This window comes from Marinobacter vulgaris, assembly GCF_003344045.1.
Taxonomy (GTDB): Bacteria; Pseudomonadota; Gammaproteobacteria; order Pseudomonadales; family Oleiphilaceae; genus Marinobacter; species Marinobacter vulgaris.
In genome coordinates this window covers 1-19,079 of the sequence record NZ_QFWX01000011.1, presented here as the reverse complement: position 1 = coordinate 19,079, position 19,079 = coordinate 1, and the positions used below count along the sequence as shown (strand labels likewise).

General features: G+C 56.9%; 13 protein-coding genes. 7 read left to right on the top strand and 6 right to left on the bottom strand.

What is annotated here, in order from left to right; all coding sequences use genetic code 11:
- Position 1 precedes the first annotated feature (1 nt).
- From DIT71_RS17165 to DIT71_RS17150, 4 genes are all read right to left on the bottom strand, one after another.
- On the bottom strand, positions 2-2,176 hold the full coding sequence (locus tag DIT71_RS17165; RefSeq protein ID WP_114614463.1) for a carboxy terminal-processing peptidase: 2,175 nt from the start codon (positions 2,174-2,176) through the stop codon (positions 2-4).
- A 221-nt stretch (positions 2,177-2,397) separates the two neighbouring features.
- Positions 2,398-4,548 carry a 3-hydroxyacyl-CoA dehydrogenase NAD-binding domain-containing protein gene (locus DIT71_RS17160; protein WP_114614462.1) on the bottom strand — a complete coding sequence of 717 codons (2,151 nt, stop codon included), beginning with the start codon at positions 4,546-4,548 and terminating at the stop codon, positions 2,398-2,400.
- A gap of 32 nt (positions 4,549-4,580) precedes the next feature.
- Positions 4,581-5,789, bottom strand: coding sequence for an acetyl-CoA C-acetyltransferase (locus DIT71_RS17155; RefSeq protein WP_114614461.1), 1,209 nt, complete (start codon positions 5,787-5,789; stop codon positions 4,581-4,583).
- A gap of 207 nt (positions 5,790-5,996) precedes the next feature.
- Positions 5,997-8,468, bottom strand: coding sequence for a DUF349 domain-containing protein (locus tag DIT71_RS17150; RefSeq protein WP_114614460.1), 2,472 nt, complete (start codon positions 8,466-8,468; stop codon positions 5,997-5,999).
- A gap of 195 nt (positions 8,469-8,663) precedes the next feature.
- Here DIT71_RS17150 and DIT71_RS17145 point away from each other — a divergent pair, with 195 nt between their 5' ends.
- Positions 8,664-9,131: a regulatory protein RecX gene (locus tag DIT71_RS17145; protein WP_114614459.1), complete on the top strand. Its 468-nt coding sequence runs from the start codon at positions 8,664-8,666 to the stop codon at positions 9,129-9,131.
- On the opposite strand, the gene mltF is transcribed toward DIT71_RS17145, so the two are convergent.
- Positions 9,126-10,589 (bottom strand): membrane-bound lytic murein transglycosylase MltF, encoded by a 1,464-nt coding sequence (gene mltF / locus DIT71_RS17140; protein ID WP_114614458.1) that lies wholly within the window; start codon positions 10,587-10,589, stop codon positions 9,126-9,128. The genes DIT71_RS17145 and mltF overlap by 6 nt on opposite strands.
- Positions 10,590-10,891: 302 nt before the next feature.
- On the opposite strand from mltF, the gene purL reads away from it, so the two are divergent.
- Both purL and DIT71_RS17130 read left to right on the top strand, forming a co-directional pair.
- Positions 10,892-14,803, top strand: coding sequence for a phosphoribosylformylglycinamidine synthase (gene purL / locus DIT71_RS17135; RefSeq protein ID WP_114614457.1), 3,912 nt, complete (start codon positions 10,892-10,894; stop codon positions 14,801-14,803).
- A 462-nt stretch (positions 14,804-15,265) separates the two neighbouring features.
- Positions 15,266-15,577 carry an NGG1p interacting factor NIF3 gene (locus tag DIT71_RS17130; RefSeq protein ID WP_114614456.1) on the top strand — a complete coding sequence of 104 codons (312 nt, stop codon included), beginning with the start codon at positions 15,266-15,268 and terminating at the stop codon, positions 15,575-15,577.
- Between the two features lie 3 nt (positions 15,578-15,580).
- Here DIT71_RS17130 and DIT71_RS17125 read toward each other — a convergent pair whose 3' ends face one another.
- Positions 15,581-16,132, bottom strand: a complete 552-nt coding sequence (locus DIT71_RS17125) for an NUDIX hydrolase (protein ID WP_114614455.1) — start codon at positions 16,130-16,132, stop codon at positions 15,581-15,583.
- Between the two features lie 100 nt (positions 16,133-16,232).
- On the opposite strand from DIT71_RS17125, the gene DIT71_RS17120 reads away from it, so the two are divergent.
- The 4 genes from DIT71_RS17120 (at position 16,233) to purT (ending at position 18,806) form a co-directional block, all read left to right on the top strand.
- Positions 16,233-16,820 (top strand): NUDIX hydrolase, encoded by a 588-nt coding sequence (locus DIT71_RS17120; RefSeq protein ID WP_114614454.1) that lies wholly within the window; start codon positions 16,233-16,235, stop codon positions 16,818-16,820.
- Between the two features lies 1 nt (position 16,821).
- Positions 16,822-17,355 carry a gamma carbonic anhydrase family protein gene (locus DIT71_RS17115; RefSeq protein ID WP_114614453.1) on the top strand — a complete coding sequence of 178 codons (534 nt, stop codon included), beginning with the start codon at positions 16,822-16,824 and terminating at the stop codon, positions 17,353-17,355.
- Complete coding sequence (locus DIT71_RS17110; RefSeq protein WP_114614452.1) at positions 17,352-17,534, top strand: DUF1289 domain-containing protein; 183 nt, start codon at positions 17,352-17,354, stop codon at positions 17,532-17,534. The genes DIT71_RS17115 and DIT71_RS17110 overlap by 4 nt, the downstream gene beginning before the upstream one ends.
- A 66-nt stretch (positions 17,535-17,600) precedes the next feature.
- On the top strand, positions 17,601-18,806 hold the full coding sequence (gene purT, locus DIT71_RS17105) for a formate-dependent phosphoribosylglycinamide formyltransferase (RefSeq protein ID WP_114614451.1): 1,206 nt from the start codon (positions 17,601-17,603) through the stop codon (positions 18,804-18,806).
- Positions 18,807-19,079: the final 273 nt, after the last annotated feature.

The following is a 19,079-nucleotide window of genomic DNA, read 5'->3' as shown; positions in this document are numbered from 1 at the left end:
CTCAACGTGCCTGGGCGTGAGCGGTTATCTGTTTCAGGTTCAGAATGGACGCCATCCGTTGATCCAGTTCCAGCATGTCAGCCATGATGTTGCCACCCTCGTGAACAATGAAGTCCAGTTCCTCCTCGGTATTGTCCAGGTCGGCTGCCTGCTGATCCTGCCATTCGTCCAGTTCTTCCAGGCTGTCGAAGGTGTCTCCACCGTGAATCTGACGACGGGAATTGGCAATACTGAGCCGCGTGCGCTCAATCTGCGACTGGTATTCCTTGCGGTCGTCGATATTCAGGCTTACCGATGTCTGCTTGCGTTGCTGTTTGAGAAATTCGATCTCTTTTTGCAGCAGCTGAAATTCCGGATTATCTTCAAACCGGTCGTCGTGGCGGGTGCGCAACTCGTCAATCACGGTACTGAAGTCAAAGTAGCGGGTATGGGGTACCGCCTCGATCTGGTCCCAGGGCAGGGCATGGTCCAGTGCATCCTCGCCGATTCGGGTCTTGTCGACCCGCGAAGGGATCTCGATATCGGGAATTACGCCCTTGTGTTGCGTAGACCCCCCGGAAACCCGGTAGAACTTACTCTGGGTGATTTTCAACTGGCCATGGTTGAGGGGGCGTACAGCCTGCACCGTCCCCTTGCCAAAGGTCTGTGAGCCCACAACCAGGCCACGCCCGTAATCCTGGATGGCGCCGGCAAAGATTTCTGATGCGGACGCGCTCATGCGATTGACCAGCACTACCAGCGGGCCATCGTAGGCCACCGAGGGATCCTCATCGTTGAGAACCTGTACATCGTTGTTCGAGTTACGGATCTGGACCGTCGGCCCTTTCTCGATGAACAGGCCTACCAGGTCATTGGCCTCGTGGAGAGCGCCGCCACCATTATTGCGAAGATCCATCACCACGCCGTCAACGCCCTCATCCTTGAGCTCATCAATCAGCTTACGGACATCGCGGGTTGTGCTTTTGTAGTTCGGGTCACCGTTCTGCATTGCCTGGAAGTCGGCGTAGAAGGTGGGGATGTGGATCACGCCGATCTGGAAGGTTTCATTACCCCTTTCAAACTCGATGACTTCCTTACTGGCGCTTTGCTCTTCCAGCTTCACCTTGTCACGTTTGATGGCAATGGTCTCGGTCACGGTTTCATCCGGGGCATCGGCGGGAATGACTTCCAGGGTTACCGTGGACTCGCGGGGGCCACGGATCAGGTCGACGACTTCGTCAAGGCGCCAGCCGATCACGTTGACAGCCTTGTTCTCATCTTCCTGCTTGACCGACACAATACGGTCCGCAGGTTCAAGCTGTCCCTGCTTGGATGCAGGCCCGCCCGGAACCAGGCGAACCACCTTGGTGTACTCGTTATCGGACTGCAGCACTGCGCCGATTCCCTCAAGCGAGAGGCTCATGTTGATATTGAAGTTCTCGGAGGTGCGCGGTGAAAAATAGGATGTATGCGGGTCCCACATTCCGGCAAAGGCATTCATGTAGGCCTGGAAAGCATCCTCACTGCGGGCCTGGTAGGCGCGCTTTAACTGGCCTTCATAGCGACGACGCAGGGCGTCCTCGATAGCCTCATCGTCGGTGCCGTTGAGGCGCTGGGCCAGCACTGCATTTTTGACTCTTTTTACCCAAAGCGCGTCCAGTGCTTCACGGTCAGCTTCCCATTCTGCCTCGGACCGGTCCAGAAGAATGCTCTCATCAGCTTCGAGATCAAGCTTGTCGATACCCTCATCGACCAGCCCCAGGGCGAACTCAAGGCGCTGAATTATCCGCTGTTGCACCAGGTTGTAGATATCGAACCCCGGCTGAAGCTGACCGGTTTTCAGGGCCGAGCCAAGCCCCATACGCACGGCATTCAGGTTCTCGATGTCTTTCCTCGTCAGGTAGACACGCTGGCCATCAAGGTAGGCAAGATAGGCATCGAATACCTCTCCCGACAGGGAATCGTTGATGCTCATGTCGCGAAAGTGGGTGAACTGTAGCTGCCGCGCAATCAATATGTTCGCCCTGGCCTGCTCTACCGTCGGGGAGACAGGCTCGTAGGCTTTGTCTGTGTCCACATTGGCGGACACAGGCAGGGTGAGAGCCAGCATCAGGGTCAGGAAGGCTGCCTGTCTGCCGGCCTTGCCTTCTTTCCCGTAGCTGCTGCAACGGTTGATAAATCTTTCCGCGATGCTCATAGGCTTCGTTACCTGACGGTGGGTGGCGATAAGGGGATCAGCAGATATCGCCGGAATGGCTCATGAATTTATTGTAGGCAAGCGCAGGTGCGGTTGCCATAGCGTTGAAGTATCGGTTCGTGACAATCTGTCCATGAAATCGTCAGGTTCGTAAGCGGAGTGGCACAGGCAGGAGAAGCCACGGGCCGGAGCGCGGGTGGCTCCGGCCCGTGCAGGCAGGGTCAGCTGAAGCTGGTATTGGTTTCTGCCTTCTCCAGTAACAGAGCCGGCGGTGTGAAGCGCTCACCGAAGCGCTCTGCGAGATTTTCAGCCCGTTCTGCGAAGGCCCTTATACCGTATTGGTTGATGAATTGGACGGCGCCGCCGGTCCAGGGCGCAAATCCGATACCGAAAATGCTGCCAATATTGGCGTCTTCAACGGTCCTGAGAACACCTTCTTCCAGGCAGCGAACGGTTTCGATCGCCTGGATGAAAAGAATGCGATCTTTCAGATCCTGAAGTTCTGTTGACCTCGCTTTTTTCTGATCGACAAACAGGTTTTCCAGCTCCGGCCACAGGTGTTTTTTGCCGGATTCCGGGTATTCATAGAATCCGGCGCCCGCGGCTTTGCCTTTGCGGTTATGGCTGCCAACCATCTGGTCAATGACCGCCTCAGCCGGGTGGGCTTGCCAGGTTTTACCCGCCGCTTCGGTGTCTTTTCTGCTCTGGTCACGAATGTGCTGCATCAGTGTCATGCTGACCTCGTCCGAAATTGCCAGCGGCCCCACCGGCATGCCAGCCAGGACCCCGGCGTTTTCGATGCTGGCCGGGTGAATGCCTTCGCCCAGCATGGCGATGCCCTCATTCACGAAGGTACCGAATACGCGAGATGTGAAGAAACCGCGGCTGTCGTTCACCACGATGGGAATCTTGCCGATCTGCTGCACATAATCAAAGGCGCGGGCCAGGGTTTCATCAGAGGTCTTGGCGCCTACGATGATTTCCACCAGTTGCATCTTATCCACCGGGGAGAAGAAGTGCAGGCCAATGAAATTGTCCGGTGCGGCTGAGGCTTCCGCCAGTTGTGTAATTGGAATGGTGGAGGTGTTGGACGCAAAGATGCCATTTTTCACCAGCTTCGCTTCCGCTTCCTGAGTCACCTTCGCTTTCAGCTCGCTGTCTTCGAAAACGGCCTCGATAACGAGATCGCACCCTTCAAGATCGTCAGCCGAGCCGGTGGCCTTGATGCGGTTTAGCACCTCGGTTTTCTGCTCCTCGGTCATGCGGCCGCGGCTGACTTTTTTCGCCAGCAGTTTTTCTGAATAGGCTTTGCCTTTCTCCGCATTTTCCGTGGACACATCCTTGAGCACCACCTCGATACCGCGGGTGGCAGTGGAATAGGCGATGCCAGCGCCCATCATGCCGGCCCCGAGAACACCCACTTTGCGGAAGGTTGCTTTGTCTACACCTTCGAGGCGGCTTTCGCCCGCGTTAACGGCGTTGAGCTGAAACCAGAAGGTGCCGGTCATGTTCTTGGCGACCTGGCCGATGGTCAGCTCCGCGAAATAGCGGGTTTCGATCAGGCTACCGTTGTCGAAGTCCACCTGGGCGCCTTCCACGGCGGCCGACAGGATGCGCTCCGGAGCCGGGTAGCAGCCTTTGGTCTTCTGTTTGAGCATGGCCGGGGCAATGGCAAGCTTCTGGGCCATGGCCGGATGATGGGGCGCGCCGCCGGGGAATTTGAAGCCTTTCTGGTCCCAGGGCTGCTGGCTTTTCGGATTGGCTTCAATAAAGGCCCGGGCCTTGCCCATCAGGTCGTCGCTGGACGATGCCAGTTCATCGATGATCCCCGCCTTGAGTGCGGCCCTCGGATTTACTTTCTTGCCTTCCATCAGGTACGGGAAAGCGGCCTCAAGTCCGATCATCCGGGGCAGGCGTTGGGTGCCGCCACCGCCGGGCAACAGGCCCAGAGTGACTTCTGGCAGGCCCAGCTGGATTCTGTCGTCGTCCATCACTACCCGGTGATGGCATGCCAGGCAGATTTCCAGGCCGCCGCCCAGGGCCGATCCGTTAATGGCTGCCACAATGGGTTTGCCGGTGGTTTCCAGGGCACGCATCTCGGCTTTCATGCCGTTGACCATGCTTTCAAAGGCGCCGGCGTCTTCGCGGGTGACTTTGAAGAGCTCTTTCAGATCACCACCGGCGAAAAAGGTTTTCTTGGCAGAGGTGATGATAATGCCGCGAATCCTGCCGAGATCATTTCTGACCTTGCCCACGGTCTCGGTCAGGGCCGCACGGAAGTCGGCGTTCATGGTGTTGGCGGACTGGCCGGGCATGTCGATGGTCAGGGTCAGAATCTGGTCTGAACCCAGGTCATAGTGGATGGCGCTCATATTCGGTTCTCCTCTCAGAATCAGTAGTCGGCTCAGACGCGCTCGATGATGGTGGCAATACCCATTCCGCCACCCACACACAGGGTGGCCAGGCCGTAGCGCAATTCTCTCCGCTCCAGTTCGTCGAGCAGGGTGCCCAGGATCATCGCACCGGTGGCGCCCAGAGGGTGCCCCATGGCAATAGCGCCGCCGTTAACGTTCACTTTCTCGTCGGGAACCGACAGTTCCTTCTGGAAGCGCATGACCACTGAAGCAAAGGCTTCATTTACTTCAAACAGGTCGATCTGGTCTGCTGTCATGCCGGCTTTATCCAACGCCTTGCGCGCAGCCGGGGCAGGGCCTGTGAGCATGATGGTGGGGTCGGTACTGGTGACCGCGGTCGCCAGGATGCGGGCGCGGGGTCTGAGTCCCATGGCTTTGCCTTTGGCTTCGCTCCCAATCAGCATTGCCGTAGCGCCGTCCACAATACCCGAGGAGTTGCCGGCGTGGTGTACGTGGTTGATCTTCTCCACGTAATGGTATTTTTCCCGGGCGACACCGTCGAAACCCATTTCACCCATCATCTGGAATGAGGGCTTCAGGGCGGACAGGGATTCCACGGTAGTGTTGGCGCGAACCTGTTCGTCGCGGTCCAGGATCATCACGCCGTTCTGGTCGGTGATGGGGATGATCGACTTGGCAAAGTAACCCTGCTCCCAGGCATTGGCAGCTTTTTGCTGGGATTTTACGGCAAAGCTGTCCACATCTTCGCGGCTGAAGCCTTCCAGGGTGGCGATCAGGTCTGCGCCGATGCCCTGGGGCATGAAACCGGTGTGCAGGTTGGTGGCCGGATCAGTGGCCCAGGCGCCGCCATCAGAACCCATTGGTACCCGCGACATGGCTTCGACGCCGCCGGCAACGACAAGGTCTTCCCATCCGGAGCGGACTTTCATGGCCGCGAGGTTGACAGCTTCAAGGCCAGAGGCACAGAAGCGGTTGAGGGTTACGCCGGCGACTACGTCATCCCAGTCAGCGGCCAACGCAGCGGTTTTGGCAATGTCCGCACCCTGATCACCAACGGCAGTTACGCAGCCCATGACGATATCGTCAACCTGTGCGGTGTCCAGGCTGTTTCTCTCCTGCAATGCCTTGAGCACCGTGATCAGTAGCGTGATGGGTTTGACACTGTGCAGGGAACCGTCTTTCTTGCCGCGCCCACGCGGAGTGCGAACGGCATCGAAGATATAGGCTTCGGTGGTCATTTCCTGTCCTCTATTGGTCTTTGACTCAGGGATGGCATTTCAAAGGGCTAACCATAACGGTTTGCCGGTAGGATGCGTAATGACGCGCGCTGCCAATCCCATTGGCGAAATTGCTCACGCCGGTCATGGTACCTTCTGGGAGGTATCAGTCCCTGACCACCACCGGGGGTCAGGGACTTTCTTCGTGAGGTTCCAATAGCAGGACGGCTAGCCCTGAGGTGCCAGCGCAGCCTCCAGGGCTTGGCCAAGACGCTGGGCCAGAGGCTCGCTCACGACGTCCACCGGCTGAACCAGGCACCAGTTTGAAATCAGCATCTCAAGTTGCCGTAACCTGTCGTCCTCACCGGCGGCATTGCCCATCCCTTCTGTGAGGCGCTGCACCTGTATTTCCATTCGACGGCTCTGATCTTCGTCGGGGGAAGGAACTTCCGCCAGTATTTCCGCCCGGATGACCAATTCTAACGGGTCCGGTTGCCCCAGATCTGTGGCGAGTTCCGGCCAGTGGCCGGGCAATGCTGCACCGTCCAGAGTGCTGGTGGTTTTGGCGGTAATCCAGTGCTTCCAGGTCTCGATCTGCTCCTGCAGTTTGCGGTTGGAGGCCAGCCCCGAGAGTCGGTTGCGTTCGTTGCTGACCTGTTCCCTGGCAACGGCTGACAGAGGCTCGCTCTTGAGGGCATTGAGCTCTGCCAAGGTAGCCTGCAGTGTCTCCAAGCTGGCATCAGCGCCCAACGATTTACTGCCTGCAAGAACAGGTTCGGCCTTTGTATCCGCTTCCTGGGCAAGTTGTACCTGTTCATGCTTCTGGGCATCCCGCCGCGCAAAAATCCGGTCGCAGGCGTTACGGAATGCCTGCCAGAGCTTTCTGTCCTCGCGGTGGCGGGTGATGCCGATGCTGGTCCACTCATTTTGCAGGGCTTTGGCCTGATTCATGGCCTCGCCAAGAGGTTCATGTTCGACCAGAGCTTCCGCCCGTTCGACAATCGCCTGTTTGAGCGCTTCGTTTTTCTTGCGTTCTCCCTCAAGGGGCGCTTCCAACTGCTTGAGCAGAGCGTCAAACTGTTTTTGTACTGGCCGGTTGTCGCGGAACTCTACCGGCCAGGCCGCCTTCCACTCTTCCCGGGCGGTTTGATGAATACGTTCGGCGGCTTTCCAGTCGATGGCCTGCCAGTCTGCGTTGTCGAGGAAGGTGCGCAGTTGCTCGCAGATTGTCGCCCGGGTTTCCAGGTTCGCTTTTTTCAGGCCGGACTTTGCCGTGAAATAGGCCTTGCAGGGCTCATAGGCCAGGTCAGAGGCCTGCTTGAAACGCGACCACAGCTCGCGGTCCGATGAGCCGCCAAGCTCACGCCATTCGCCCTGCAGTTCCTTGATTCTTTCAGCCTTGGCTTCCGGTTCAATCGGCTGGTTTGCCAGGTATTCCATCTGCTCACACAGGGAAATCTGTTTCGGTAGGGTGGCAAATCCCTGCCAGTCGGTCAGTTCCCGCAGCTGTCCACCCAGCAGCTGGACCCTGGCCTGCAAAGGTTTGCTGTGGCGGTGGTCCAGGGCTTTCAGTTGTTGTTGGGCGACCTTGAACAGCTGCCGTGAGTCCTTCAGCTGTTTGGCTTCCAGGGCCAACTCCAGCTTGTCCAATGTTTGGCCAAGGGTCTCGGCCAGTTGTTTCTGTTCTTCTGTGTCCGGTTTTTGGGTGTTTACCGGGCGGGGCTTGCCAGCGATGCGGTAAAGGGCCTCCAGCATGGAGGGGCGCCGGAACTCCTTCGGCCACTCAACCACGTCGAGTATCGCTTTGGCCTTGCTGGCGCTGGTTTCGTCATCGGGCTCGCCGTCTGCGGGGTTCTGCAAGGCAGTGATATCCTCCCGGTGCTGGCCCAGGCGCTTGACCGCGGATATGTACCCCCGCAGTGACTGCATCAGATTCTCGTAGGATTTTTGCTCCTGCCTGTCGACCTGGGTATCCCGGGTCGCTTCCAGCCAACGGTTTTCCTGGGTTTTCTGCAGAGCGTCCAGAGAGGCCAGGGAGGACTCCTGGTCGGGATCCTGCTGTTTCAGTGCCTCAAGCGTGTTTTCCAGCAGGGACAGGGTTTCTGCTCGCTGGCTCCGTTGTTCCTGTTGTTGCAGGAGCTGCTCTTTCTCCGCCTGCATTTCCCGGAGCCGTTCACGGCACTGATGGGCGGCCTGCAAGAATTCGGTGGTCTGCTTCTGGGAAGCCCGGGACTCGACCTGTTCCCATTTCCGCAGCAGTGCCTCGAGGCGTGGTTCAAACAGTTTGGTATCGTCACTGCGTGCCTGTTCGGTGGCATTGCGAACAAGTGTCTGTATGGTTTCGGCCAGTTTCTGCTGCTGTTCTTCCTGATCCCGGATCTCTTGCAGCTTCTGGCGCACGGCCTGGTAGACGCTCTTGTCCTTTCCCTTGGCGAGTTTCTGCACTCTTTGCAGCGTTGCCTTATCGGTCAATGCCGCAGCGGCTTCAATACGAATGCCTGCAGTTACGCCGCCGGTTGCCAGTTCCTCGAGCTGCTCGCCGGAAGGAGCTGCTTTGAGCTCATTGATTTGCTGCTCTCGCTTGTCATCCGCCTTGCTCACCCTGTCCAGGTCTTCAGCCGTGGGTTCCGGTCGAACCGGAGCAGGAGCTGGCCTGTTTGCCTTACGAGTTCTGAACAGTTTCTGGATGAATGCAGCCATGGGATAATCCTTTGATATTGAAACCAGTTCCCGGTGTGGGCAAAGTAAGCCTGCACCGAACATCGGCTTTTTCCGGTGTTCCGGATGCCGGGTACTGCAGCCGGTTGCCCCGGTGTTACCGGGCAGCTGTATCGAGTGGGTAGCCAATCGGGGCACTAGTCTAGCGTTTTGTCGGCATTTGCGGGAAGAGTCAGAATGGGAAAAGCATCAAATCCGGACGATCAGGAATACCGGGCTCGCTCTGCTGCGTTGCGGCTCTTGGCTCGCAGGGAACACAGTCGCCTGGAGCTGTCCCTGAAACTCAGGCAGAGAAAGTTCGAGTCAGACCTTATCGACCGGATTCTGGACGACTACGAGGCGGAAGGCTGGCTGAGCGACGAGCGGTTTGCTGATGTCTACGCGCGCCAGCGGATGGATCTTGGCTACGGGGCGCTAAGGATACTGGCAGAGCTCCAGCAACGGGGGGTTCACACAACACCGGAGTGCGTACGGGAGGTGACCGACGCGGAATGGGTGGAGCGAGCCGTCCTGTTGAGGGAGAAACGGTTTGGCCTTGGCGATATCAGCGAAAACTGGGAAGAAAAAATGCGCCAGGCACGGTTTCTGGCAAGAAGAGGATTTGCTTCCGATCAGGTCGAGTCAGCGCTTGAGCGGCGACTATAGCGTGGGGGGGACCAGCCCCAGTTCACTCGGCAGGCTTGCCCGGGTTTCATGTTGCGATGCGGCGTCGCTGGGACGAATGATCTTTTCCATGCCTTCAAGATCCTTGAACCATGGCTTGTCAGGGGTTTCAGCAATTTCTTTCGGCTCTGTCATCCACGCCAGCACGTCGTAATATCGGCGGATATTCTGCACATAGATGACCGGTTCATGGCCACGGGCATAGCCAAAACGCGTTTTCGAATACCACTCCTTCTGCGCCAGCAAAGGCAGGAATTCCTTGACGTCCATCCACCGGTCCGGATCCTTGCCGGCGCCCTGGGTCAGCCTGCGGGCATCTTCCACGTGGCCCCAGCCAACATTGTAGGAGGCCAGCGCAAACCAGGTGCGGTCAGGTTCAGGGATGCGCTCCGGGACCTTGCGGTGAACCATGGTGAGGTATTTGGCCCCGCCCTGGATGCTCTGTTCAACGTCAAGCCGATTCTTGATACCAATGTGATTGGCCGTTGCGCGAGTCAACATCATGAGCCCCCGCACCCCGGTAGGCGACACTGCGTTCGGCCGCCAGTGGGATTCCTGGTAGCCAATGGCGGCGAGTAATCGCCAGTCGAGGTCGTAGGAGGAAGCATAGTCTCTGAAAAGACTCTCGTACTTTGGCAGGCGGTTTTCCACGTGGTGTGTGAAAGTTCTGGCACCCACGTAGTTCAGGCGGTCCAGGTGGCCGTAAAATCGCTCGGAAATCTGGGCCAGTGCGCCACTTTCCCTCAGCTCGCTGATGAAACTCTCTGCCGCCTTTGCCAGTGTCTGATCCTGCTCTGCGGGAAACAGCCATACAAGATCTGCCGTGTCGTCCAGACTGAACGCGCTTTTGACCATCGGGAAGAATACATGGTTGAGATCGAGCTCGTTGGAGGAGACGATGGCCAGCGGGTATTCTCCGGACTCCACCCGCGCCAGTATGCCCGCTGCGTCAAGTCCTGAATGGACTTTCCATTGCAGGCTCTCATTCTGCGATTGCAGTTGCTTCAGCTGATGTTCGTGGTTGCTGTCTGCAACAAGGTGGAGGGTCTGGCCTTCAAGGTCTTTGACCGAATCGGGGCGGTTTGTATCGCGGTTGTATACCACAACAGAATCCGCCTTAAGTCCGTTGGCGACCTTGTGGTATCGGTCGGCGAAATCCGGGCGGTCAGCCAAGCCGGCCAGCCCGATATGGGCATAGTCCTGGTCAATAACAGAAAGCACGCCGGTATTGTCGTCCGCCACACGCACCTTAAGTTCGACGCCCAAGTCGTCCGCAAACAGCCGGACCAGTTCGTAGTCGTAACCGGTGGGGCCATTGCGGCCTTCGTAATAAACAGAAGGCGCGTTGCGCGTAATGACGTGCAACACACCCTCTGAGCGGATCTCCTGGAGGGTGCTGGGCCTCGAGCACCCCACAGTGACAAGCGCAATGGCAAGCATGCAAGTGAGCCTTGTCAGGCTCCGAAGCAACGGTTGGTAATCGACTGTTTGCAAATTCTGAGCTCCCTGTCCCGCTCTTAATAATCCCCGGTCGGCGGTGGACGGTCAATCAAAGTGATCATTTAATATGCAAAAAAATGTTAAATCCAGGGGCCTGGCCGTGACGTTTTGACGCTGTATCCCGAACCCCGTTTCGAGTATCATTGCGGCCTTTCGAATGGCCAGCATCAGCCTGTCACCGGACGCTCCGGCGACCAGGCGGCATGCCCCGGCTCCCAGTTTCGCGCGTACAGGTTTCGATCATGCTTGAACTTCGCGGCGCTCCTGCGCTTTCGCCTTTCCGTTCCCGCAAGCTACATACCCGCATTCAGGAGATTGCTCCCGAAGTGGAGCATGTGTATGCGGAGTTCATGCACTTCACGGATCTTGAGTCTCCGCTGTCCGAATCCGATCAGGCGGTACTCGATCGGCTGCTGACATACGGGCCCAGCGTTCCGGCTGAGGACCCGGATGGCGTGCTGTTTCTGGTTGTCCCGCGCCCCGGTACCCTCTCGCCCTGGTCGAGCAAGGCCACGGACATAGCACGCAACTGCGGGTTAAGGCAGATCAGGCGGATTGAGCGCGGCACGGCCTACTACGTCAAGGCAAGTCGGAAGCTCGGGCTGGCGCAAAGAGAGAAAATTGCGGCACTACTCCACGATCGCATGACCCAGAAAGTGTTCCACGAGATGGGCGGGGCGGAATTGCTGTTCCACACCGATGAGCCTCGTACTCTTAATCGCATTCCGGTGCTCTCGGGGGGGCGGCAGGCTCTGGTGGACGCCAACCGTTCACTTGGTCTGGCGCTGGCGGAAGACGAGATTGATTACCTGGTGACGTCTTTCTCGGATCTTGAGCGGGACCCAACCGACGTTGAGCTGATGATGTTTGCCCAGGCCAACTCGGAGCACTGCCGGCACAAGATTTTCAACGCCTCCTGGGATATTGATGGCGAGGGACAGGAAAAATCGCTGTTCGACATGATTAGGAATACCTTCGAAATGAACAGCGAAGGTGTGTTGTCTGCCTATAAGGACAACGCGTCGGTCATCGCCGGCAGCCGTGGTGGCCGTTTCTTCCCGGATCCGCAATCCGGTGTGTATGGCTACCACCAAGAAGACATCCACATTCTGATGAAGGTGGAAACTCATAACCACCCTACAGCCATTGCACCCGCTGCCGGTGCAGCAACCGGTTCCGGCGGGGAGATCCGCGACGAGGGAGCAACCGGCCGTGGTTCCAAACCCAAGGCCGGCCTGAGCGGGTTTACGGTTTCCAACCTTAACCTGCCGGGTGATCCGCAGCCCTGGGAGTCAGATTACGGTAAGCCTGAGAGAATTGCGTCGCCTCTGGATATCATGATTGAAGGCCCCATTGGCGGAGCAGCCTTCAATAACGAATTCGGGCGGCCGAACCTGACCGGATATTTCCGGACGTTCGAGGAATCAGTGTCGGGAGCAGCCGGAAAGGAAGTCCGGGGTTATCACAAGCCCATCATGATCGCAGGTGGTCTGGGTAATATCCGCGCCGATCATGTAGAGAAGGGTAATATCCCGGTGGGTGCCAGGCTGATTGTCCTGGGAGGACCGTCCATGCTGATCGGTCTTGGTGGGGGCGCGGCATCTTCCATGGACTCCGGCTCCAGTAATGAAAACCTGGATTTTGCCTCAGTTCAGCGAGACAACCCTGAAATGGAACGCCGCTGCCAGGAAGTGATTGACCGCTGCTGGCAAATGGGGGACGACAACCCCATCTGCTTTATCCACGATGTGGGCGCGGGCGGGCTGTCCAATGCCATGCCGGAGCTGGTGAAGGACGGTGGGCGTGGTGGTCGCTTCGAGCTGCGGGATATCCCCAGCGACGAGCCCGGCATGTCGCCCCTGGAAATCTGGTGCAATGAATCCCAGGAGCGCTATGTGATGGCGGTTGCGCCGGAGAACCTGGAGCAGTTTGATGCCCTGTGCCGTCGTGAGCGTTGCCCTTATGCCGTGATCGGTGAAGCTACCGAGGCGCATCATCTCGAGCTTGGTGACTCCTACTTCGATGACCGCCCGGTTGACCTTCCAATGGACGTGCTTTTCGGCAAGCCCCCCAGGATGCATCGGAGCGTATCCCGCTCTTCATTCACCAAGCCTATTTTCGATTCCACCAAAATCGATCTCCAGGAGGCAATCGGTCGTGTTCTGCGCCTGCCATCCGTGGGCTCGAAGAGTTTCCTGATTACTATTGGTGATCGCACAATCACAGGGCTGGTGGCGCGGGATCAGATGGCCGGCCCCTGGCAGGTGCCGGTCAGTGATGTGGCGGTTACTTCATCATCGTTTGATGTGAAATCCGGCGAAGCCATGGCCATGGGTGAACGCACGCCGGTTGCGGTCATTGATGCACCGGCATCGGGGCGCATGGCTGTTGGTGAGGTGATTACCAACCTGGCCGCGGCGCCCATTGCCAAATTGTCCGATATCCGCTTGTCGGCCAACTGGATGGCGGCGGCAGGCCATCCTGGCGAGGATGAAAACCTTTACGAGACGGTTCGGGCTGTCGGTATGGAGCTTTGCCCGGCATTGGGTATCACCATTCCGGTGGGCAAGGACTCGATGTCCATGAAGACCGTTTGGGAAGAGGATGGTGACAGTCCTGAGCAGAAGAGTGTGACCTCGCCCCTGTCGCTGATTATCAGCGGTTTCGCGCCGGTCACCGATGTCGACAGGACTTTGACGCCGCAACTGGCTATCGATGCCGGGGAGACTGATCTGATTCTGATTGATCTTGCAGCCGGCCAGAATCGCCTGGGCGGCTCTGCCCTGGCGCAGGTATACCGGCAGATGGGGGCAGTGGCACCGGATCTGGATGACCCGGAAGATATCAAGGCCTTTTTCGCGGTTATCCAGGGCTTGAACGAAGACGGCAAGTTGCTGGCATATCATGATCGCTCCGATGGCGGTCTGTTCGTGACCCTGGCGGAGATGAGTTTCGCGGCGCGCTGCGGCATTGATATCAAACTGGATGGACTGGCCGAGGATTCGTCCCAGTTTCCGCGCGAGCTTTTCAACGAGGAGCTTGGGGCGGTTATTCAGGTTCGGCGCGAGGACATCGGTTTTGTGCTGCAACAATTCTCCGCCGCTGGTCTTGGCGATCATACGTCCGTCGTCGGCACCCTCAACCATGACGACTGTATTCGCTACACCTTCGAGGGTAATGAGGTTGTGAACCGGTCGCGCGCTGAGTTGCAGCGGCTGTGGGCTGAAACCAGTTACCGTGTTCAGTCGCTGCGTGATAACGCTGACTGTGCGCAGGAGGAATTTGATAACCTCCTGGACGCCGATGATCCCGGCCTCCATGCCAAACTGACTTTTGACGTCGGTGAGAATATCTCTGCTCCCTACATCAACTCGGGAGCACGACCAAAGATTGCGGTATTGCGGGAGCAGGGTGTGAATGGCCAGGTCGAAATGGCAGCGGCCTTTGACCGTGCAGGATTCGAGTCTGTCGATGTGCATATGAGCGACCTCCTGTCGGGCAGGGTCTCGCTGGAGGGCTTCAGTAGCCTGGTGGCCTGTGGCGGCTTCTCCTATGGTGATGTGCTGGGTGCCGGGGAAGGGTGGGCCAAGTCCATACTGTTCAGTGACCGCGTCCGTGACCAGTTTGCTGCTTTCTTCAATCGCCAGGATACGCTGGCCCTGGGCGTCTGTAATGGCTGTCAGATGCTGTCCAACCTGCACGAGTTGATTCCCGGCAGTGAGGGCTGGCCAAGGTTTGTTCGCAACCAATCGGAACAGTTTGAAGCCAGGCTGGTGATGGCCGAGGTAATGCCGTCTCCGTCCGCGTTCATGGAGGGCATGGCGGGGTCCAGAATGCCAATAGCGGTTGCCCACGGTGAGGGCAGGGTTGAGTTTGCCTCCGGCGTTTCGGCTGACCAACTGAGCGACAGTGAGCTTGTTGCGCTGCGTTACGTTGATAACCGCGGAGAGGTCACCACGCGCTACCCCTACAACCCCAATGGGTCCGAGGCAGGTATCACCGGTGTTACCACAAGGGATGGTCGGGTTACCATCATGATGCCGCACCCTGAGAGAGTTTTCCGCACCTCTCAGCACTCCTGGCACCCGAGAGAGTGGGGAGAGGATGCTCCATGGATGCGCATGTTCCGTAATTCGAGACGTTGGTTCGTTTAAGCCGTTACCGGGATAGACAAAGCCGGCCCGGATACACCGAAGAGGTGTTTTTATCCGGAGCCGGCTTTTCCATTTCCGGCGCTTGAAAGTTTACCGGTTTTCAAGGGAAATTTTTGTTTATAAGTGCGAAAATCCCCTTGACTAAAATGGTTTATGCACATTTTGCGAGCCTTGCTGTGCGTTCCTTGAACAAAGCATTGGTTTCAGGCTCATTTTTTGTTCGAGACGTTTAACTTACTGATAAATATAGATTTAATTAAGTAGGTGAATTTGTCGCCAATTTAACGGAAGTGCAGTAATTACAGGGGGTGAGGGCTTGTTCCCAAAATCTTTCCCCAGAGTTATCCACAGATTCTGTGGGTAACTATCTAACTGCTTAATCTGTACATATAATATGCGCATCGGCCAAAGTGGAATGGGATTATCAATCCTGATGAGCGTCTTGAAAGGGAGCTGACTGCTATGTACAAAATGTGTTATTTCGTCCCGGAAAGTCATCTCGAGATCACCAAAACCGCCCTGTTCGAATCAGGCGCCGGCCGCGTTGGAGACTACGATTGCTGTGCGTGGCAATGTAAGGGGCAAGGTCAGTTTCGCCCGCTTGATGGAAGCAGTCCTTACCTTGGTAAAACGGGTGAAGTAGAGCAGGTCGAGGAGTTTCGGGTAGAGCTGGTTTGCAGGGATGAGGTGATTCGGGCGGCGGTTCAGGCGCTGAAAACCTCCCATCCCTACGAAGAGCCGGCTTACGAAGTGTTCCGCATGGAGGATTTATAGAATCTACTGCCCCGAGGGCTTCATGCGGTAGCGTATGTCGTCCACGTGTACGGGGAAGTGCTCGTTCTGCACGTCCTCGAGATAAAGCTCCAGGGTGCGACGAACGGTTGGAAACGACAGCTCATCCCAGGGAATGTCCTCCAGGGCAAACAATCTGGTTTCCAGCGATTCTTCGCCTGCACCAAAGCTCTCGCTGGTCAGGGTAGCCCGGTAGAACATGTGAACCTGGTCAATATGGGGAACGTGGATAATGGTGTAGAGATTGTCCACGGTGACTTCGGCGAGAGCTTCTTCCCGGGTTTCACGGGTAGCGGCTTCAAGGGTGGTCTCCGAGTTTTCCATAAATCCCGCGGGCAGGGTCCAGTAACCATAGCGTGGTTCGATTGCTCTTCGGCACAACAGAACCTGTCCCTGCCAGATCGGGACTGTACCCGCCACAATACGGGGATTCTGATAATGTATGGTCTCGCAGCTTGTGCATACATAACGGTGACGATTGTCTCCTTCCGGAACGCGCTGTTCGACAGGATGGCCGCAGGTACTGCAGTATTTCATTCGTTTCACCGTATACTGGGCAAGTGTGTGTTGGCAGAGGTAACTATCGGTGCTGCCAGCGTCTCATTCAATAGTCAGATGCAAAAAACGGAGCCATGTTTTGCGTGATCTTCTTACCGAACGCCTGTCAGGTTATGTGCCCCGTTTATTGACGCTTGATTATCCCGAAGCCGGCGTGTTGGTTCCGGTGACCGATGACCATGGCAATCCTGAAATCGTTTTTACCCTCAGGTCTGCAAACCTTAGTACTCATCGGGGCCAGGTGTCTTTCCCCGGGGGCCGGCGTGACCCTGAAGATGCGTCCATTGCCGCCACCGCCTTGCGAGAAACCCATGAGGAAATCGGATTACCGCCGGAACAGGTTCAGTTGATTGCGCCGCTAAGTCAGGTGATGTCGCTGCACCAGATCCTCGTTACTCCTTACGTTGGTGTCATACCCGGCGATCACCCCCTGACTGCAAACCCTGCTGAAATCGAGAGCATATTCAGGGTGCCCGTTGAGTTCTTCCTGGAAGACAAACGCCATCGCACCGACCCGTTGAATTTTCTCAACAATACGTTTTACGTGCCCTGTTATCGCTGGGGCCGGTATCAGATCTGGGGATTGTCCGCTGTCGTATTGGTTGATTTTCTGAACGCCGTCTACGATGCCGGTATTGATCTTCTCGAACCCCCTCAAGGAGGCTGACATGTTTTATGAGCTGGGTGACCGAAAACCTGAATTGGAAGGAAGTGGCCAGTTCGTCGCTGACAATGCAACGGTCGTTGGCAGCGTCAAGCTGATGGACAAGGCCAGTGTCTGGTTTAATGTGGTTATTCGTGGTGATAACGAACTGATTACCGTGGGACCGGAGAGTAATGTTCAGGACGGTTCTGTTCTGCACACTGATCCCGGGCTTCCCCTGACACTTGGTAAAGGGGTTACGGTCGGTCACAAGGCGATGCTGCATGGCTGTGAGATAGGCGACTATTCGCTGATCGGCATCAATGCGGTGGTGCTGAATGGCGCCAAAATCGGTAAGCATTGCCTGATTGGCGCCAATGCCCTGATACCGGAGGGTATGGAGGTGCCTGACGGGTCCATGGTAATCGGCTCCCCGGGCAAGATAAAACGTGAGCTCAGTGACAATCAGAGGACAATGCTGGAGATGAGCGCTGCCCATTATGTAAAGAACGCTGCCAGCTACCTGGAGCTTCTTAAACCCTGTGAGCCAGTGCAATGAGCCGCAAAGACCGGGTTTCATCCCCCTGCATCAGCATTTGTGCACTGGATGAAAACGAGGTTTGTATCGGATGCCAGCGCACCGGTGATGAAATAATGCAGTGGCCACGGCTTAGTGATGACGAGCGTCAAGCAGTGCTGGAAAAAGTTGCCCAGCGCGAAGAAAAGCTGATGCTGTGATGTCAGGTATCTGTCAACACGTAACGGCCAACCAGTGGTCAACACTTAACCAAAGGACCAGAACCCATGTCGGAAAAGGGTGCACCTGACGCCGTCAGGATCGGAACGCCACTCACGGATAATGCCTATAGGGTTCTTCTTTGCGGTTCCGGCGAACTCGGGAAAGAAGTGGTTATCGAGCTTCAGCGATTGGGGGTAGAGGTTGTTGCCATAGACCGCTACGCCAACGCGCCCGCCATGCAGGTGGCCCATCGAAGTCACGTCGTGGATATGCTCGATGGGGCTGCACTCCGCGACATTATTGAGCGGGAACGACCCAACCTCATCGTGCCAGAAATCGAGGCTATCGCCACCCCTGAACTGGTCAGGCTGGAAGATGAAGGCTATCGCGTGATTCCGACCGCCAGGGCTGTGAACCTTACCATGAACCGGGAAGGTATCCGTCGCCTGGCGGCTGAAGAGCTGGGGCTTCCCACGTCGCCCTATCGTTTTGCAGGATCCAAGGATGATTATCTGGTCGCGGTGGGAGCAATCGGTCTTCCGCTGGTGGTCAAGCCTGTCATGAGTTCGTCCGGCAAGGGGCAGAGCACGGTAAAGACCCCCGCCGATATCGAATCCGCCTGGGAATATGCCCAGACAGGTGGCCGTGCGGGCAAGGGCCGGGTGATCATCGAAGGGTTTGTCGACTTCGAGTATGAAATAACCCTGCTTACGGTCAAACACCGGGGTGGTATTACCTTCTGCGACCCAATCGGGCATCGCCAGGAAGACGGGGATTATCGCGAATCCTGGCAGCCGCAACCAATGAGCGAAAAAGCTCTTGAACGCTCAAGGGAGATTGCAGAAGCCGTCGTTTCCGATTTGGGGGGTTATGGGGTCTATGGTGTTGAGCTGTTTATAAGAGATGATCAGGTATGGTTTTCTGAAGTCTCTCCGCGCCCCCATGACACCGGTCTTGTAACGCTGGTTTCTCAGGACCTTTCTGAATTTGCACTGCATGCCCGTGCAATACTGGGTCTCCCGATACCGGTAATACGCCAGCAGGGACCGTCAGCGTCGGCGGTTATCCTTCCAGAGGGAAATTCGGAAACGGTCTCCTACACCGGGCTTGAAAACGCATTGGCTGAACCGGATACTTATTTACGACTGTTTGGGAAGCCCGAACTCAAGGGGCGCCGCAGAATGGGTGTTGCGCTAGCGACGGGCGGCTCGATTGCCGAGGCAAGGGAGAAAGCCAGTCGGGCAGCAGGGTCGGTGAAGTCCGATTTCTGACTCGAAATTGCCGGTTCCTGTAAAAAAGTAAAGAGAACCGTTGACACATGNCGAAATTGCCGGTTCCTGTAAAAAAGTAAAGAGAACCGTTGACACATGCGCGTGGCTCTGTAGAATGCGCATCTCGTTCGAGGGACACGCCACTGAGGCGGGTCACAAATCGGACGACAACTGTTTGATTTTATTGATAGTTTCCCGGTTCTGAGCCGGCATCAAAATAAACGGTTGACAAGGTGGTGATTCGATGTAGAATACGCCTCCTTGATCGGGCAA

What these genes read in the sequence shown, in the direction of transcription:
- mltF (WP_114614458.1), bottom strand. Translation starts at nt 10,589, where the DNA reads ATGCTTGCCATTGCGCTTGTCACTGTGGGGTGCTCGAGGCCCAGCACC.
- DIT71_RS17160 (WP_114614462.1), bottom strand. Translation starts at nt 4,548, where the DNA reads ATGAGCGCCATCCACTATGACCTGGGTTCAGACCAGATTCTGACCCTG.
- DIT71_RS17165 (WP_114614463.1), bottom strand. Translation starts at nt 2,176, where the DNA reads ATGAGCATCGCGGAAAGATTTATCAACCGTTGCAGCAGCTACGGGAAA.
- DIT71_RS17130 (WP_114614456.1), top strand. Translation starts at nt 15,266, where the DNA reads ATGTACAAAATGTGTTATTTCGTCCCGGAAAGTCATCTCGAGATCACC.
- DIT71_RS17115 (WP_114614453.1), top strand. Translation starts at nt 16,822, where the DNA reads ATGTTTTATGAGCTGGGTGACCGAAAACCTGAATTGGAAGGAAGTGGC.
- DIT71_RS17125 (WP_114614455.1), bottom strand. Translation starts at nt 16,132, where the DNA reads ATGAAATACTGCAGTACCTGCGGCCATCCTGTCGAACAGCGCGTTCCG.
- DIT71_RS17145 (WP_114614459.1), top strand. Translation starts at nt 8,664, where the DNA reads ATGGGAAAAGCATCAAATCCGGACGATCAGGAATACCGGGCTCGCTCT.
- purL (WP_114614457.1), top strand. Translation starts at nt 10,892, where the DNA reads ATGCTTGAACTTCGCGGCGCTCCTGCGCTTTCGCCTTTCCGTTCCCGC.
- purT (WP_114614451.1), top strand. Translation starts at nt 17,601, where the DNA reads ATGTCGGAAAAGGGTGCACCTGACGCCGTCAGGATCGGAACGCCACTC.
- DIT71_RS17150 (WP_114614460.1), bottom strand. Translation starts at nt 8,468, where the DNA reads ATGGCTGCATTCATCCAGAAACTGTTCAGAACTCGTAAGGCAAACAGG.
- DIT71_RS17155 (WP_114614461.1), bottom strand. Translation starts at nt 5,789, where the DNA reads ATGACCACCGAAGCCTATATCTTCGATGCCGTTCGCACTCCGCGTGGG.
- DIT71_RS17110 (WP_114614452.1), top strand. Translation starts at nt 17,352, where the DNA reads ATGAGCCGCAAAGACCGGGTTTCATCCCCCTGCATCAGCATTTGTGCA.